This window comes from Nonomuraea sp. NPDC004354 (genome assembly GCF_053602555.1).
Map to the genome: position 1 here is coordinate 61,372 of NZ_JBSGDV010000014.1, position 15,060 is coordinate 76,431.

General features: G+C 72.8%; 15 protein-coding genes and 1 pseudogene. 6 read left to right on the plus strand and 10 right to left on the minus strand.

Annotation, left to right across the window (positions count from 1 at the left end; translation table 11 throughout):
• Positions 1–31: 31 nt before the first annotated feature.
• From ACWENQ_RS31275 to ACWENQ_RS31285, 3 genes are all read left to right on the plus strand, one after another.
• Positions 32–1,588: a hypothetical protein gene (locus ACWENQ_RS31275; protein ID WP_452417385.1), complete on the plus strand. Its 1,557-nt coding sequence runs from the start codon at positions 32–34 to the stop codon at positions 1,586–1,588.
• 9 nt (positions 1,589–1,597) lie between these two features.
• Positions 1,598–2,536, plus strand: coding sequence for a Ppx/GppA phosphatase family protein (locus tag ACWENQ_RS31280; RefSeq protein ID WP_452417387.1), 939 nt, complete (start codon positions 1,598–1,600; stop codon positions 2,534–2,536).
• Between the two features lie 88 nt (positions 2,537–2,624).
• Complete coding sequence (locus ACWENQ_RS31285) at positions 2,625–2,825, plus strand: hypothetical protein (RefSeq protein ID WP_449925242.1); 201 nt, start codon at positions 2,625–2,627, stop codon at positions 2,823–2,825.
• Here ACWENQ_RS31285 and ACWENQ_RS31290 read toward each other — a convergent pair.
• Genes ACWENQ_RS31290 through ACWENQ_RS31300 form a run of 3 tightly spaced genes read right to left on the minus strand, consistent with a single transcriptional unit; the run spans position 2,764 to position 4,037 of the window.
• Complete coding sequence (locus tag ACWENQ_RS31290) at positions 2,764–3,192, minus strand: ATP-binding protein (protein WP_449925238.1); 429 nt, start codon at positions 3,190–3,192, stop codon at positions 2,764–2,766. The two genes, ACWENQ_RS31285 and ACWENQ_RS31290, sit on opposite strands and share 62 nt — an antisense overlap.
• 9 nt (positions 3,193–3,201) lie before the next feature.
• The gene (locus ACWENQ_RS31295; RefSeq protein WP_354906910.1) at positions 3,202–3,450 is read right to left on the minus strand and encodes a hypothetical protein; all 249 of its coding nucleotides are present in this window, start codon (positions 3,448–3,450) and stop codon (positions 3,202–3,204) included.
• Between the two features lie 29 nt (positions 3,451–3,479).
• Positions 3,480–4,037: a TetR/AcrR family transcriptional regulator gene (locus tag ACWENQ_RS31300; protein ID WP_449925234.1), complete on the minus strand. Its 558-nt coding sequence runs from the start codon at positions 4,035–4,037 to the stop codon at positions 3,480–3,482.
• Between the two features lie 100 nt (positions 4,038–4,137).
• Between ACWENQ_RS31300 and ACWENQ_RS31305 the strand changes: the two genes are divergently transcribed.
• Complete coding sequence (locus ACWENQ_RS31305) at positions 4,138–5,694, plus strand: MDR family MFS transporter (RefSeq protein ID WP_452417388.1); 1,557 nt, start codon at positions 4,138–4,140, stop codon at positions 5,692–5,694.
• Between the two features lie 264 nt (positions 5,695–5,958).
• Here ACWENQ_RS31305 and ACWENQ_RS31310 read toward each other — a convergent pair whose 3' ends face one another.
• Together ACWENQ_RS31310 and ACWENQ_RS31315 are read right to left on the minus strand one after the other, a co-directional pair.
• Complete coding sequence (locus ACWENQ_RS31310; RefSeq protein WP_452417389.1) at positions 5,959–6,483, minus strand: N-acetyltransferase family protein; 525 nt, start codon at positions 6,481–6,483, stop codon at positions 5,959–5,961.
• A gap of 185 nt (positions 6,484–6,668) precedes the next feature.
• Positions 6,669–7,367, minus strand: coding sequence for a TetR/AcrR family transcriptional regulator (locus tag ACWENQ_RS31315; RefSeq protein WP_452417391.1), 699 nt, complete (start codon positions 7,365–7,367; stop codon positions 6,669–6,671).
• A gap of 85 nt (positions 7,368–7,452) precedes the next feature.
• Here ACWENQ_RS31315 and ACWENQ_RS31320 point away from each other — a divergent pair, with 85 nt between their 5' ends.
• Together ACWENQ_RS31320 and ACWENQ_RS31325 are read left to right on the plus strand one after the other, a co-directional pair.
• Positions 7,453–8,658 (plus strand): FAD-dependent monooxygenase, encoded by a 1,206-nt coding sequence (locus ACWENQ_RS31320; RefSeq protein WP_452417393.1) that lies wholly within the window; start codon positions 7,453–7,455, stop codon positions 8,656–8,658.
• Between the two features lie 171 nt (positions 8,659–8,829).
• Positions 8,830–9,762, plus strand: a complete 933-nt coding sequence (locus ACWENQ_RS31325) for a GNAT family N-acetyltransferase (protein WP_449925219.1) — start codon at positions 8,830–8,832, stop codon at positions 9,760–9,762.
• Positions 9,763–9,936: 174 nt separating this feature from the next.
• Here the strand turns inward: ACWENQ_RS31325 and ACWENQ_RS31330 are convergent, their stop codons facing one another.
• From ACWENQ_RS31330 to ACWENQ_RS31350, 5 genes and pseudogenes are all read right to left on the minus strand, one after another.
• A complete protein-coding gene (locus tag ACWENQ_RS31330) occupies positions 9,937–11,223 on the minus strand; it encodes an AAA family ATPase (RefSeq protein WP_354906903.1) in 1,287 nt (428 codons plus the stop codon).
• Positions 11,220–12,668, minus strand: a complete 1,449-nt coding sequence (locus ACWENQ_RS31335) for a hypothetical protein (protein WP_452417394.1) — start codon at positions 12,666–12,668, stop codon at positions 11,220–11,222. Before ACWENQ_RS31335 ends, ACWENQ_RS31330 begins: the two co-directional genes overlap by 4 nt.
• Positions 12,665–13,759 (minus strand): hypothetical protein, encoded by a 1,095-nt coding sequence (locus tag ACWENQ_RS31340; RefSeq protein WP_354906901.1) that lies wholly within the window; start codon positions 13,757–13,759, stop codon positions 12,665–12,667. Before ACWENQ_RS31340 ends, ACWENQ_RS31335 begins: the two co-directional genes overlap by 4 nt.
• Before the next feature lie 113 nt (positions 13,760–13,872).
• Complete coding sequence (locus tag ACWENQ_RS31345; RefSeq protein WP_452417395.1) at positions 13,873–14,661, minus strand: hypothetical protein; 789 nt, start codon at positions 14,659–14,661, stop codon at positions 13,873–13,875.
• Between the two features lie 3 nt (positions 14,662–14,664).
• Positions 14,665–15,060: pseudogene (locus tag ACWENQ_RS31350) on the minus strand (hypothetical protein); the annotation flags it as partial.

Below are 15,060 nucleotides of genomic sequence, written 5' to 3' on the forward strand. Positions count from 1 at the left end.
CATGACCACGAGGAAGGGTATGCGCGGAAATATGCCGACAATCACCGAGGGCGATCTGTTCACCGCGACTCTCGAGGTCCTGGAGCATCCGCCGCTCGGAGTGCCCGCGCTCGACACGGGCCCGCGCGAGGCCGTCGTACGGCTGGCGGGCCAGACCACGCTCGTGCGCATCCTCGACGGCGCCGACGGGCGCGACCTCGACCTGGTGCTGCCCGGCGGCTACCGGCACCGGCACGGCAGGCTCAGGCTCACCGCGCAGCGGCTCGACCACGACCTGTACGCCATCAACGCGGGCGAGCACACCATCGCGCTGCTGCGCCTGCGCGACAGGGCCGTCGGCCTGCCCGCCTTCGACCCCGAGGGCAACCACCATCCCGCCCTCCGCCCGACCAGGCCGCTGCCCCGGCGCCGGGCGCGGCCCCCCTGCCGGACCTCGCCATGGGAGACGCTGCGGCTCGCCCTGGAGGTGGCGCTGCCGATCGTCGCCCAGGGCGTCGTCCTGCGCCGGCCGCTCGGCGTGCGGCTGGCCGCCCTCCTCAGGGCCGACGAGCGGGCCAACCGGCTGCTGGCCCGGCTGCGCGACCGCCACGACGGCGGCCCGCTGCTGGTGCGGATCCCGTTGCGCGGCTGGGCGGTCATCCCGCTGACCGGCGCGGACGTGCGGCGGGCGCTGCACGGCGCCGAGTTCACCCCCGCCAACAGGGAGAAACAGGGCGCGTTCGGCCACTTCCAGAGCGACGCCGTGCTCGTCACCAGGGATCCCGAGCTGCGCGCCCGGCGGCGGGCGTTCAACGAGGAGGTGCTCGGCCCCGGCGCGATCGCCGGCGACGTGCGGGCGAAGGTGGCCGAGGAGATAGTGGCGCTGCCCACGCGGGGAGTGATCGACTGGCCCTGCTTCCAGGCGGCGCACCGGCGGATCGCCCGCCGCGTGGTGCTCGGCGACGCGGCCCGCGACGACGAGGAGCTCAGCGCGCTGCTGGACCGGCTGCGGGCCGACGCCAACTGGTTCTCCCTGCGGGCCCGCCGTACCGACGTGCGGGTCGCCTTCCAGCGGCGGCTGGAGGGGCACCTGCGCAGGGCCGAGGAGGGCAGTCTGGCCGGGCTGCTCGCCCGCACGCCGGCCGATCCCGTCGTGCACGCCGAAGGCCAGGTGCCGCACTGGTTGTTCGCCTACGACGCGGCCGGCATCGCGGCATGGCGGGCACTGGCCCTGCGGGCCTCCTCCCCCGCGTCGCCCGACGGGCCGTCCGGCGACGCGGGGGAGGAGGCCAGGTCGCGCGCGGCCGTGCTGGAGTCGCTGCGGCGCTGGCCCACGACGCCTGCCATCCTGCGCGACACCACGGCGCCGACCACCTGGCGCGGGATCACCGTGCCCGCGGGCAGCGCCGTCGCCGTCATCACCTCCTTCATGGACCAGGTCCCCTTCAGCGACGGGCCCGCCCGCTGCGCAGGGGAGGGGCTGGTGATGCTCACCGCGACCCGCGTGCTCGCCGAGATCCTGCGCGCGCGAGAGGTCGCCGTGGTGGGTGCGCCGGCCCTGTTCGACCACTTCAGCCTCCGCTTCGCCGTACGGCCCCGCGGGCGATAACGTTCGCCCATGCGACTCGGCGTTCTGGACATAGGCTCCAATACTGTCCATCTGCTCGTGGTGGACGCCCACCGGGGAGCCCGCCCCATCCCGGCCTACTCCCACAAGGAGGAGCTGCGCCTGTCGGAGCACCTGGAGGACGGCGACCGCCTGTCCAGGCGCGGCATCGAGCGGCTGAGCGCGTTCGTGGCCGAGGCGCTGCAGATCGCCGAGGACAAGGGCGTCGAGGACTTCATGGCCTTCGCCACCTCGGCCGTCAGGGAGGCGGCCAACGGCGAGCAGGTCGTGGCCAGGATCAACGCCGAGTGCGGGGTCGACATCGAGGTCCTGTCGGGCAACGAGGAGGCGATGCTGACCTTCCTGGCCGCCCGGCGCTGGTTCGGCTGGTCCTCCGGCAGGCTGCTCACCCTCGACATCGGCGGCGGGTCGCTCGAGATCGCCGGAGGCATGGACGAGGAGCCCGACGTCGCGGTCTCCCTGCCGCTGGGCGCGGGGCGGCTGACCCGCGACTGGTTCACCTCCGACCCGCCCTCGGCCGAGGAGGTGCGCAAGCTGCGCAGGCACGTCCGCGCCGAGATCGCCCGCCGGGTCGGCGACATCGTCAGGTACGGCGGCCCGCACTGTGCCGTGGCCACGTCCAAGACCTTCAAGCAGCTGGCCAGGATCGCCGGCGCCCCGCCCTCCGGCGAGGGGCCCTACGTCTCCCGCTCGCTCACCAGGAGCGACCTGGCCGAGTGGGCGGTCAAGCTGACCAGGATGGACGCCTCGGCACGAGCGGAGCTGCCGGGCGTCTCCGAGGGCCGGGCCGCGCAGCTCGCCGCGGGGGCGATCGTCGCCGACGCGACCATGGACCTGTTCGAGATCGAGAAGCTGATCGTGTGCCCGTGGGCGCTGCGCGAGGGTGTCATCCTGCGCCGCCTCGACCTGCTGCCCGGCCGTTTCGGCTGAAGGAGGCCCTGGCGGCGGGACCGGACGGCCTGAGGGTCATGCCGGAAGCGGCATCTCGCTCGATTGCGGCATTTCACTCGATAGTGGCATGACCCATCCGATCGCGGGCAGCCGCTCCGGCATGGTGTGGACACTGCTCAGCCTCGCCGCCACCCTGGCGATCGTCGTCGGGCTGGTCGCCCTCGCGCTGCTCGCCGTCTCCGTCGTCGTCCTGCTGGCCATCGTCCTCATGGCCGCGGTGTCGGGAAGGGAGCCTCGTTCTCGAAACGTAGCTTCTTCTCCAAACTGACGATCGTGCCGTGCTCCCTGCGCTGGGTGAAGCGCACGTCGTCGGCCAGGGCCCGCATGATCTGCAGGCCGCGGCCGTGCTCGGCGCCGGGGGCCGGATCGCCGACGCTGTGCGGATCGAACCCGCCTCCGGTGTCCACGACCCTGATGACGCAGCGGTCGTGATAGACCCCCGCGCTCACGGTGTACTCGTCGCTCTGTACCGCGTGCCTGATCACGTTGGCGCAGGCCTCGCTGAGCATGAGTTCGATGTCTTCTCTGATCGGCCGCACGACATGGAGCGAACGCAGGGTGCCGTCGAGCGTCTGTCTGATCACCGGTACGCTCGCGGCGTCCCTCGGCAGCCGAAGTGCTATGGTCGCCTCCACTGCGCCTCCTCAGACCTCGGGGATCAGACCGACCGCGTCCTCCTGGCCCCTGTCGATGATCATCTGGTTCAGGGTCTCGACGAGTTCCTCCTGGTCGTAGTCGCCGTCAGGCAGCAGGTCGAAGTAGACCATGAGGTCGGCGGGCAACTCGGCGGCCGTCATCCGTTTGGTGATCTCCAGGTGGCTGAGGCGTTCCTGGCCGGTGTAGAAGCCGTCGATGAGCTCCTTGACGCGTGCGATCTCCTCTTTCCCTGTCATGCGATGGCCCGTGCCCCGAGAGCCGCGTCTCAATCGTCGCCGCGGCCCTCGAGGATCTCCAGGGCCACCCTGGTGGCGATCTCGCGGCGCTCGTCCTCGCCGATGTCGTACTGCTGGGTCAGCCACATCCCGGTGTGGAGGGTGAACAGTGCCATCGAACGGCGCAGCCGTACGGCGATGGGGTCGTCGGGGCCGCTGAGCTCCTCGGCCACCGCGATCATCCGCTCGCGCATCGCCATGAGGGTCGGATGGTCGCGCAGCGAGGTCTGGTTGCGCTCGAGGAAACGGCCGAGGTCCTGGTGGCGCGTGCGCCGTAGCTGCTCGGCGTAGCGAAGGATGAGCTCCCTGCGCGTCTCGGCCGTCTTGGGCCGGGTCCGCAGCCAGGCGAGCAGCTCGTCCTGCTCGGCGATCCTGTCCTCGGCCAGACTGGCGACGATGTCGTCCTTGGTCTTGAAGTGGTAGTAGAGGGCCGCCTTGGTGACGCCGAGCTCTTCGGCGATCTCGCGAAGGGAGGTGGCTTCGTAGCCCTGCTCGGTGAAGAGCCTGAGCGCGATCTCCTGGATCTTCGCCCGTGTGTCTTCTCGCATTTCGGTCCAATTTCACTTGACGGCCGGCAAGTAAGACCTTAGCTTAGCGTCTGCTTGCCGGTCGGCAAGTAAGTGGACGTTCTCAATCGGGGAGATTTCCGTGGAGCGACGGCGGGAGGTCATGGCGGTACTGCCGGGCCTGATGCTCGCGATGGTCCTCGCGATGCTGGACAACATGATCGTGGGCACGGCGATGCCCCGCATCGTCGAGGAGCTGGGCGGCCTGACACACCTGTCCTGGGTGGTGACAGCGTACGTGCTCGGCACGACTGTTTCGACGCCCATCTGGGGCAAGGTCGGCGACCTCTACGGCCGCAAGAGCATCTTCATGGCCTCGATCGTGATCTTCATGATCGGCTCGGTGCTGTGCGGCATGGCCGGATCGTCGATGCTGGGCGGACCGGCCGACGGCATGGCCGAGCTGATCGCCTTCCGCGCGATCCAGGGCCTGGGCGCGGGCGGCCTCATGGTCAACGCGATGGCCATCATCGGTGACCTGGTCCCGCCCCGGGAGCGCGGCCAGTACCAGGGCATCATGGCGGGCGTCATGTCCCTCGCCATGATCGCGGGCCCGCTCGTCGGCGGCTTCATCACCGACCACCTCGACTGGCGCTGGGCCTTCTACGTCAACCTGCCCGTCGGCGCCGTCGCCCTGGTCCTGCTGGCCGTGAAGCTCAAGCTGCCCAGGCACCGCACCGAGGCGCGCATCGACTGGCTCGGCGCGGTCCTGCTGTCCATCGGCATCACCGCCCTCGTGCTCATCACCACCTGGGGCGGCAACGAATACACCTGGGGCTCTCCGCAGATCCTCGGCCTCGCCGCGCTCGCCGTCGTCTCGCTGGCGCTCTTCATCCCCGTCGAGCGGCGCGCCGCCGAGCCGATCATGCCGCTGCAGCTGTTCCGCAACCGCAACTTCACGCTCATCTCGGCGGTCGGCTTCCTGCTCGGCTTCGCGATGTTCGGCGCGATCAACTTCCTGCCGCTCTACCAGCAGACCGTCCAGGGCGCCTCGGCCACCAACTCGGGCCTGCTGCTGCTGCCGATGATGGGAGCGGCGATGGTCGTGTCCCTGTTCGTCGGCAAGGCGATCACCAAGACCGGCCGGTACAAGGCCTACCCCGTGCTCGGCGGGGTGGTGATGGCGCTCGGCATGTTCCTGCTGTCGCTGATGGGCGTCGACACCCCCTCCTGGCAGACCGGCGTCTACATCGCCGTCCTCGGCGTCGGCATGGGCTTCCTCATGCAGACCACGATGCTCATCGCCCAGAACAGCGTCGAGCAGAAGGACCTCGGCGTCTCCAGCAGCGCCTCCACCTTCTTCCGCTCCATCGGCGGCTCGTTCGGCGTCTCCCTGTTCGGCGCCATCTTCAACAACCAGCTGCTGTCCGGGCTGACCGACAGGTTCGGCGCCCAGACGGCCGAGCGGATGGTCGGCGGTGGCGGCCGGATGGACGCCGCCGCCCTCGGCGCGCTGCCGCCGCAGGTGCGCACCGGCTTCCTCGAGACGCTGGCGGGCGCCATCTCGGGCATCTTCTGGTGGGCGATCCTGTTCGCGGTCGTGGTGCCGGTGCTGGCGGTCTTCATCAAGGAGATCCCGCTGCGCGGCGGTCCCGCCGCCACGGACGAGGCCAAACTCCAGGCCGCCGTCGTCGAGTAGCACCCGGTCGGCGCCGCGCGGCCGGCTGACGGCCGAGGCCCGGCCGCGAGCGCCGGGTCCTCGGCCGCATGAGAGAGCTCCGCGGGGCCCGGCCGCGAGCGCCGGGTCCTGGGCCCGCATGAGAGAGCGCGGTCGGTCCGCGGGGCCCGGCCGCGAGCGCCGGGTCCTCGGCCCGCACGAGAGAGCGCGGTCGGCCTGCGCCCGAATGGTGCGGTTCAGTCCCAGGCCGCGGACGCCGGCCGGGGCCTGCCGGGCGGGCCGCGGCTACCGGCGCCGGTCGTCGGCCTGCCGGTGGCGGGTGAGGTCGAGTTGCAGCAGCTCGGTGTCGACCCAGCGGCCGAGCTTGAAGCCGACCCCGGTCAGCCGCCCGGCGGAGACGAACCCGAACGCGCGGTGCAACGCCACCGAAGCCGCGTCACCGGTGTCGGCGATCACCGCCACCACCTGCCGCATCCCCGCCTTCGCGCAGCGCTCCAGCAACTGGCCGAGCAGCGCCCGGCCCAGCCCCTGCCCGGTACGGCCCGGCGCCAGGTAGATCGAGTCCTCTGCGGTGTGCCGGTAGGCGGGCTTGGGCCGCCACTGGCTCGCCAGGGCGTAACCCGCCACCTCGCCGTCCACGTCGGCCACCAGGAACGGCAGGCCCCGCGCGTCGAGATCGTCGAGCCTGCTCTCCCAGAAGGCCGGCTCGGGTGAGATCTCGTCGAAGGTGACGACGCTCGTGGCCACGTAGTGGGCGTAGACGGCGGCCACCGACGGCAGGTCACCTGCGGTGGCGGGGCGGATCAACACGAGCCCAGCCTACTGACGGCCCCGCCCCGGGCCCGCCTCACCGTGACCCCCTTTCCAGGGATCCTTCGCCACTGGCGTCCCCTCGCCATGTGAGCGGCCCGAGCGCCGGTCCCGTCGCGGGGGATCACCGGCCTGCGCCGTGGCCGCACAACGTAGCCGCAGGGCCCGCCGCCAGGGCCGATACGTCAGTTCAGGCGGCTGATCAGCAACTCCACGCCGTCGAGGATGCACCGCAGGCCGAAGTCGAGCGCCTGGTCCTTGCCCGCCGGGTCGGCCAGGGCCGCGGACAGCGTGGGGAAGCGTTCTTCGCGCCCGGCCAGCATCGCGCCCATGGCATCACCCATCGCCTGCTCGGGGGCGCCGGCCGGGGTCCCTGCGGCCTGCTGCGCGATCATCCGCGCGTGCCCGGCGAGGGTGGCGGCCGTGTCGAGGATCTCCGAGCCGGCCAGCCCGGTACCGGCCAGCGCGGCGGTGGCCTGTTCCAGCCAGCCGAGCTCGTTGGGCCCGAAGGCGCGTGCCCCGACGGTGGCCTCCAACGCCCACGGATGCGCCCGGAACCGGTCGTACATCTGCCGCGCCCACGAGTCGAGCGTCGGCCGCCAGCCGCCGGCGGCCGCGGCCGGCGGCGGCGGTTCACCGATCGCCAGATCGACCATCAGCGCGACCAGTTCCACCTTGCCCGGCACGTAGCGGTACAGGGCCATCTTCGTGACGCCGAGCCGCTCGGCGACCCGTTGCATCGTCAGGGCCGCGAGTCCGTCGGCGTCGGCGATCTGGATGCCGGCGGTCGCGATCGTGTCCAGGCTCAGCGTCGGTTTCGGCCCGCGTTTCGGTGCGGCCGGCTGTTCCCACAGCAGCGTGATCGCCGTCGTCTCGGTTGCCATCGGCACTCCCTTGCACCATGCGCTCAACTGTGTCTATCGTACACTGTGTCCAATGGATACAGTTTTTTGCGAACAGGAGAGTGCTGTGATCACTTCCGCGCTGCGCGGCCTGCGAGTCCTGATCTCCGGCGCCGGAGTCGCCGGCCCCGCCCTGGCGTACTGGCTGTCCCGGTACGGGGCCGACGCCACCGTCGTCGAGATCGCGCCCACGCTGCGCACCTCCGGCTTCGCGGTCGACTTCCGCGGGCCCACCCACCTGGGCGTGCTGTCGAAGATGGGTGTTCTGGACGAGCTCCGGGCGCTGCAGACCCACGCGGGCGCGATGCGCTGGGTGGACGAGCACGGCCGCCGGCTGTTCGAGCTGCCCGCCGAGTTCGCCGGAGGTGACATCGAGGTACTCCGCCGTGATCTGTCGCGGGTGTTCTACGAGCGCGGCGTCGAGCGCACCGAGTACCTGTTCGGCGACGCGATCGCTGGCGCGGTGGAGACCGCCGACGGCATCCGGGTCGAGTTCGGCCGGAACGGCTCGCGCACGTTCGACATGATGATCGGCGCTGACGGGCTGCACTCCGGGGTACGCCGCATCGCGTTCGGGCCCGAGCAGAGCTACGTACGGCACCTCGGCTACTACCTGGCCGGCTGGCAGCTGCCCAACGCGTTCGGCGCGGATGCCACGCCCCAGCAGTACAACGTGCCAGGCCGGATGATCGGCGTCTCCGCCGACCAGCGCGACCCGGATCGGGCGGGGGTCTTCGCGGTGTTCGCCTCGCCGCAGCTCGACCACGACTGGCGCGACGTCGAACAGCAGAAGAAGCTCGTCGCCGACGCGTTCACCGGCATGCGCTGGCATGTGCCCCGCCTGCTCGCCGGGCTGCGCGACGCACCGGAGCTGTATTTCGACTCGATCAGCACGGTCCGCGTCCCGGCCTGGTCATCAGGACGTGCCGCGCTGCTCGGCGACGCCGCCTGGGGAGTGACGCTCGGTGGGATGGGCGTGGGTACCGCCGTCGTGGGCGCCTACGTGCTGGCCGGCGAGCTGGCCGCCGCAGGAGGCGATCACCGTGCCGGCTTCGCCGCCTACGAGAACCGCATGCGACCATACGCCGCCCGATGGCAGCGGGGCGCCAACCCCGGAAAGTTCCTCGCCCCGGCCGGCGCCTTCGGGCTGTGGTTCCGCAACGCCCTGTTCAGCACCAGCCTGGCCCAGAAGCTCATGATCAGCAGTACCAAGTCGCTGGCGACCAGCGCCGACCTGCCTGACTACGACTCTCTTGTCGGTGGCCGTGCGTAACGGTACGGCTTCCGCCCTGCCCGGAACCCGGTTCGCGGCAGCGGCTCGACGGCGCGAGCCCGCGGACGGTGCGGACCTGGCAGGGGTCTCCCACCGCCCCCGGTCGGCGCCCTGATCCGCGGGGCGGAAAACCAGAGGCGACCGACCCGGCGAATGTGGACAATCGTCGCCATGGATCGCCACACCGTCCGCCGACCCCGCACGGCCGATGCCCCCGCCGTGCACGAGCTCGTCTCCACGTACGACATCTCGGTCATCGGCCTCCCCGACGTCACACTCGACGACATCGCCGACGAACTCGGCGAGCTCGACACCGAGCGGGACGCCTGGCTGGCCGAGGACGACGCGGGCACGCTGAACGGCTGGGCGTGGATCATCCCCAAGGGCGACAGCGACGAGGCCGACGTCGAGGTGGTCGTCAGGCCGGGAACCGGCGACGGCGTGACGGACGGGCTCTGGTCGGCCGTCATGGAACGCTCCCGGCAGCTGGCCGCCGAGCGCGGCCACGAAGGCCTCACCCTCGACATCGGCGTCTACCGCGCCGACGAGGACAAGCAGGCGCTGGTGAAGGGGCTCGGCTTCGCGCCCGCCACCAGCTTCCACCGGCTCGGCATCGACTTCGACGGACCTGTCGAGGCTCCCGAGCCGCCCGACGGCGTCACCCTTCACCCCGCGCTCACCGACGAGCTCAGGCGCGAGGCGCACCGCATCCACCAGGAGGGCTTCGCCGACCACTTCGGGTTCGTGCCGCTGCCGTACGAGGAGTGGCTGGGCCGCAGGCAGGCCTCGGCGGCCACCGACTGGTCGCAGGTGCTCGTCGCCCGCGTCGACGGCGAGCCTGCCGCGCTGCTGGTGGGCACCAACCACTTCGCCGAGGACGAGAACCGCGGCTACGTCTTCACCCTCGCCACGCTGCCCGCCTTCCGCGGGCGCGGCCTCGGCCGCTTCCTGCTGCGTACGGCTTTCGCCGCCGACGCCGCCCGCGGCCGGAGGGGCACGCTGTTGCAGGTCGACGCCAACAACACCACGCCCGCGCTGGGCCTCTACACCTCCGCGGGCATGCGCCCGGTGCTCGTCATCGACGTCTGGCGCCGCCGCCTCTAGCGACGCCCCGCCGGGGCGCGGCCACGCGGTGACCGGCACACCCGCCCACCGCGCCCCCCGCGCACCGGCCCCGGCCTGCTCGCGGGAACGGCCCCCGCACGAGCGGGCATGGCCTCAGCCGCCGCCCGCACGGACGTGCCCGGCCCAGTCGCCCCCGCATGAGCGGGCCCGGCCTCAGCCGCCCAGGGCGCGGATCCGGTGCCGTGCCAGGTGCTCCAGAACCGACTGGTTCGCCTCCCAGCCGTCGGGAAACTTGACCGGCACGCCGAGCTGCACCGACTCGGCCGACGGATGGGCGTCGAGCAGCTCGGAGATGCCCGCTCTCGCCACCACCACGCACGCGTGCCGGTGCCGGGAGGTCAGCACGCACAGCCGTCCGGACTCCAGGTGGAAGGCGGTGGCGTCCCTGCGTCCCGACAGCGGGTGCAGCACCACCGTCACGTCGTACTCCCTGCCCTGCAGCCGGTTGGCGGTGTCGACGGTGATCTCGGGCGGCACGCCGGCGCTCCTGATGGCCGCCACCTGGTCGCGGTGCGCGGCACCGATCGCGACCCGGTCGGCCGTCACCGGCCGCTCGCCCTTCTCCGAGAACGTCACGCCGCCGCGCTCCAGCAGCCTGGTGGCCAGCCGCGCCACCGCCTGCACGGCCTCGCCGTCGGTGCGGACCGTGTGGCGGCTGGGCAGTTCGAGCAGCGACCAGCCCGAGCGCGCCGCCTCCTCCAGCGCGCGGTCGTGCACGGTGCCCATGCCGCCGGTGGTCAGCTCCATCGCCCGCTCGCCGGGCCCGGTGCCCGACCGGAACCCGGTGAACGGGTAGAACGCCTGCGACACCACGGGCGCCGCCGAGGCGGGCAGCCGCCACGACACCGGCAGCCGGTGCACGGGCAGGTCGGGGTTGTGGCGCAGCAGCACCGACACGGCGCTCTGCAGCGGATCCCAGGACAGGCCCGCCCACCTGTCGGCCTCCACGATCGAGAACGGGTCGAGCTGGCCGGGGTCGCCCACGAACAGCGCCCGCTCGAACAGCCCGGCGATGCGCAGCAACTTGTCGGAGCGCATCTGGTAGGCCTCGTCGACGATCGCCCACGGCCAGGTACGGCCGCTGATCCAGGCCCACTTGTCGGCGGTGGCGATCACGACGGCCGGATCGTTGAGGTCCTGGATCCTGGTGCCGACCGTGACGCTCGGGATCTCCAGCAGCCGCAGCGGCGGCACGTAGCCGGAGGCGGACAGCCGGCCGACCGAGAGCTCGGGATGCTTGTCGGCGATGCGCTCGATCAGGTCGTCGACCTGCTCGTTGGTCTGCGCGACGATCATCAGCGGCTCGCCGGTCTCCGCCAGGTGCGCCGCGGCCCGCACGACCAGCGTCGACTTGCCCGCGCCTGGCGGGGAGTCGACGACCACGCCCCGGTGTCTGGGCAGGTCGGCCAGCACGGCCTGGATGACCTCTTCGGGGCTCATGCCCACTCCTCCTGGGCGTCCTCGTCGCTCGGGACGTACTCCTCGGGCGGCCCGCCGTGGGTCCACGGGGTGGCCTCCCTGTCGGGCAGCGCCGCCGAGCCCTGGAAGTCGTCGGTCAGCGAGGTGTAGCAGACCCGCTCGCCCGGCTCGGGCACGGAGCCGGGGGCCGGGGTCTTCCCCCTGCCCATGCCTTTGGTGATCTTCAGGGTGACCAGACCCTCGTGGACGTCGACCAGCTCGGCGGCCTGGCCGCGGCGATCGGGCGTGCCGAGCGTGGCGCCGGGCGGCAGCCGTACGGGGTCGTCGGTCTTGATCAGGACGACGGGCCGCAGCTTGCGGGAGCGGCCCTCGCCCTCGGTGTGCCCGGGATCGGTCTCGATCACCTCGCCGGCGAACGCCTCGCCGGTCAGGCGGTACTCGGCCATGATCAGCGGATCGTCGTAGGCGCGCTGCACCTCGAAGGCGGCCTGCGCCCGTTCCATCCTGGACAGGCGGGCCGCGGCGGAGACGGCGCCGTCGCGGCGGGCCTGCGGCGGCGCGCCCTCGGCGACCTGCTGGGCCATGACGCTGTAGGAGCCCCTGTCGGCCTCCCACCTGGTCGCCACGCTCGCCCCCGCGGGCAGCGCCCGCAGCAGGTCGACGGCCTGCCACAGCAGCCGCCACGTCGGGGTCAGCTGGGTGCGCAGCGCCTCGGTGACGCGCTCGACGGTGCCTTCGTCGATCGCGGGCGCGAGAACCTCGGCGTCGAAGCCGGGGTCGGTGGCCGGCCCGGCGGGCGGCCAGATCAGCGGGTCCTCCGCCTCCTCGGCGGCCTGCGGCCCGGTCAGTCCCGGCGGCGGAGCGATCCAGCCGATCAGGGCGGCCAGGTTGGCGTCCTCCAGCCCGCTCTGCCCGGTGGCCCAGTGGCGGCCGAGCTCCTCGGTGGCGGCCAGCGTCAGCGACGAGCCCGGGTGCGCGGCCCGCTCGGCGAAGTAGGTCAGCCACCTGCCCAGCAGCGGCACCTCCTCCGGCACCGGATAGGGCCCGTCGGTCCTGCGGAACCTGGTCGAGCGGCCGAGCAGCCTGGTGAACCCCACCCCCGCCGGGTTCGGCAGCAGCAGCTGGGGCGCGTCGAGCGCCCGCTCGTAGGGGTCGGCGTTCCTCTTCTCGACCGTCTCGGTGTGGGCCGCGAAGCTCTCGACGTACGGCAGCAGCACCCCCGCCAGCTCGGCCATGAAGGCGAAGCGCAGATCCCGGTTGCGCGGCTGGGAGACCACCAGCAGCTCGGGGGCGTCGCGGTCGGTGCCGACCAGGGCCGCCAGCGGAGCCGCCGCCTCACCCGACAGCTTGAGCGGGACGAACACCATCGGCCGGTCGCTCACATGGCAGTGGCGCACGGTGGCCGTCGGCTGCGCCACGCCCTCCTTGACCGCCCTCAGCCGGGCCAGCGAGGTGAGGATGCTCACGCCAGGCACTCCCTGCGCAGCCGTTCGGCGTCCCGCAGCAGCCGGGCGATCTCCTCCTGGCCTGGCGCGGGCTCGCGGCGGCCGTCGGCCAGGGCCAGCGCCTCCTCGACCGTCGCCACGCCGCCGAGCTCGTCGCGCACCTGCCGGCCGAGCAGGTCCGACGCACCCTCGAGGCGGGCCTCGTCACGGCAGAAGAAACACAGATCGCAGGTGGACAGGCAGTCGGGCGCGTAGCGGGCGGCCACCTGGTGCAGCGCCTCCGCCAGCTCGGCCGCGGGCCTGGTCGGCACCCCGTCGTCGCCTGGCCGCAGGTCGAAGGTGAGGCCGTCGGGGAGTTCCGCCAGCAGCCGGTCGATCGAGGTCATCCTGGCCAGCTGCCGCTTCAGCACCGCCAGCTGCCTGCGCACGTCGACGAGCGTGGCCATCGGCCGGTTGGCGAAGTTCTCCGGGCAGACGAGCACCACGTCGTGCGCGACCCGCAGCGGATCGTGGCCCAGCTCCTCCAACAGGGTGCGCAGCGCCAGCACGTAGACCGCCGCCTGCCGGGCCGCCGCCGCGACCGCCGCGGGGTCGGCCTGGCCGTCGATCACCGCGAACGACTTGATCTCCACGATGTGGAACTGCCCGCCCTGCTGGAAGGCCACCACGTCGGGCTCGAGGTAGGCGGCGTGGCCCGCGATGTCCAGGCTGAGCAGCGGATGGTCGTACAGCGTGCCCTGCTCCTGCCTGGCCGCCCGGTCGAACAGCGCCCTGGTGTGGGAGTGGCGCAGGTGGGCGCCGACGTTGTGCACGTCCTGGTAGGCGACCTCCTCGATCGGCAGGCTCAGCAGCCCGCGCAGCAGCCGCAGCAGCTCCGCGCAGCCGTCGGCCTTCACCAGCGCCTCGAAGGCGTTGCCCCTGGTGATCGCGAACGGCGACTGCCCGAACGGGGCGGGGAACCCCAGATGCCGCGCCGCCCGGTCCTTGTCGACGCCCGCTCCGTCCATCAGCGCCCTGCGCGCGCAGCCCGGATTGGCGGCCAGCGCGGCGATCGCCCTGGCGTCGTGGGGTTTGGCGGGGGTGGTGCCTCTCAGCGCGTCGAGCCCGTTCACCCGCTCATGCCTCCGCTCTCGTCCCCGGTCGTGTCCGTCTCACGCGCACGCCGCCTTCTCCGCGCCGTGTCCGTCTCACGCGCACGCCGTCCTCCTCCGCGGCCGCGCCTGTCTCACGCGCACGCCGCCTTCCTCGCGATCTCGCTCAGCGTAGTGGCGCCGAACAGTTTCGCGGCCTCATCCAGCTGCCGTCCGGCGCGTCCGGCCAGCTCGGCGCGGTCGCGCGTGTCGGCCGCCAGGTGGACGGCCAGCTCCGCCTCCGCCGCCCGGACCACCACCGCGGGCTCGGGCCGCTCGAACCCGCCGCCCGCGCCCGGCACGTTGCGCGCCATCCTGGCCAGCAGCCGCCACGCCTTCTCCGACGGCTCGTCCAGCTCGCCGACCCGCGTGGCCACCCGCATGGTGGACCGCAGGAAGTCGACCCGCGGGCTGAGCGGGCCCACGACCCTGCGCTCCTGCGGCCAGGTGCTGACCGCCAGCAGCCCGCGGGCCGGGGTGAGCCGGTCGGTCAGCGCCGCGCACACGTAGTGGGGCCTGCCGTACGGCGAGCGGCGGAAGGTGCGCTCCTCGTCCCGCCTGAGCGTGCTGAGCTGGGAGCTTTTCAGCGGCTCGGCGAAGAACGCCTCGTGGACGCCCACCACCAGCCGCCCGGCGGCCGGCACCTGCAGCAGTGTCAGCGCCGCGTGCACCCGCTCCCGCACCGGCGGGCCCGTCCTGCCCCGCTGACCGGCCGTCTCAGGCTCGGGCGGGCTGCTCACCCGCAGGTCCCACGCCCGCTCCGACTTGCGCAGCTCGCCGCGCAGCTGGCGGGCCAGGGCGAGATCCCTGTCCCGTACGGCGGCGCGGACCCGGGTACGCAGCAGGTCGATGCGGCGCTCCAGGGTGTCGAGGTCGTCGGGCACCGCTCACCGGCCTTCGAGGATCATCAGCACCAGCCCGACGGCGATCATCACGGCGAACAGCGCCGAGGCGGCGGCGTAGCCGCGCGTGGCCGGCTTCCTCGACAGGGCGGTGGGGGACCCGTGCAGGTCACCCGCGGCCACCCCGCCCCAACCCGCCGGATGCCCTAACCCCTGCCCGGGCCCGGTGTGCGCCCCGGCCCATCCGCCGACCGGCTGCTGGGCTCCCGCGCCGGGACCACCCTGGCCCGGCCCGGTGTGCGCGGCCGCCCAGCCCGCCGCCTGTCCCGCGCCCGTGGGTGTCTGCTGCCAGCCCGCCGCCTGTCCGGCCCCGGTGGGTGTCTGCTGCCAGCCGGGCGGCGGCCCTGCCCCCGCGGGCGCGCCCGGCCATCCGGCCTGCTG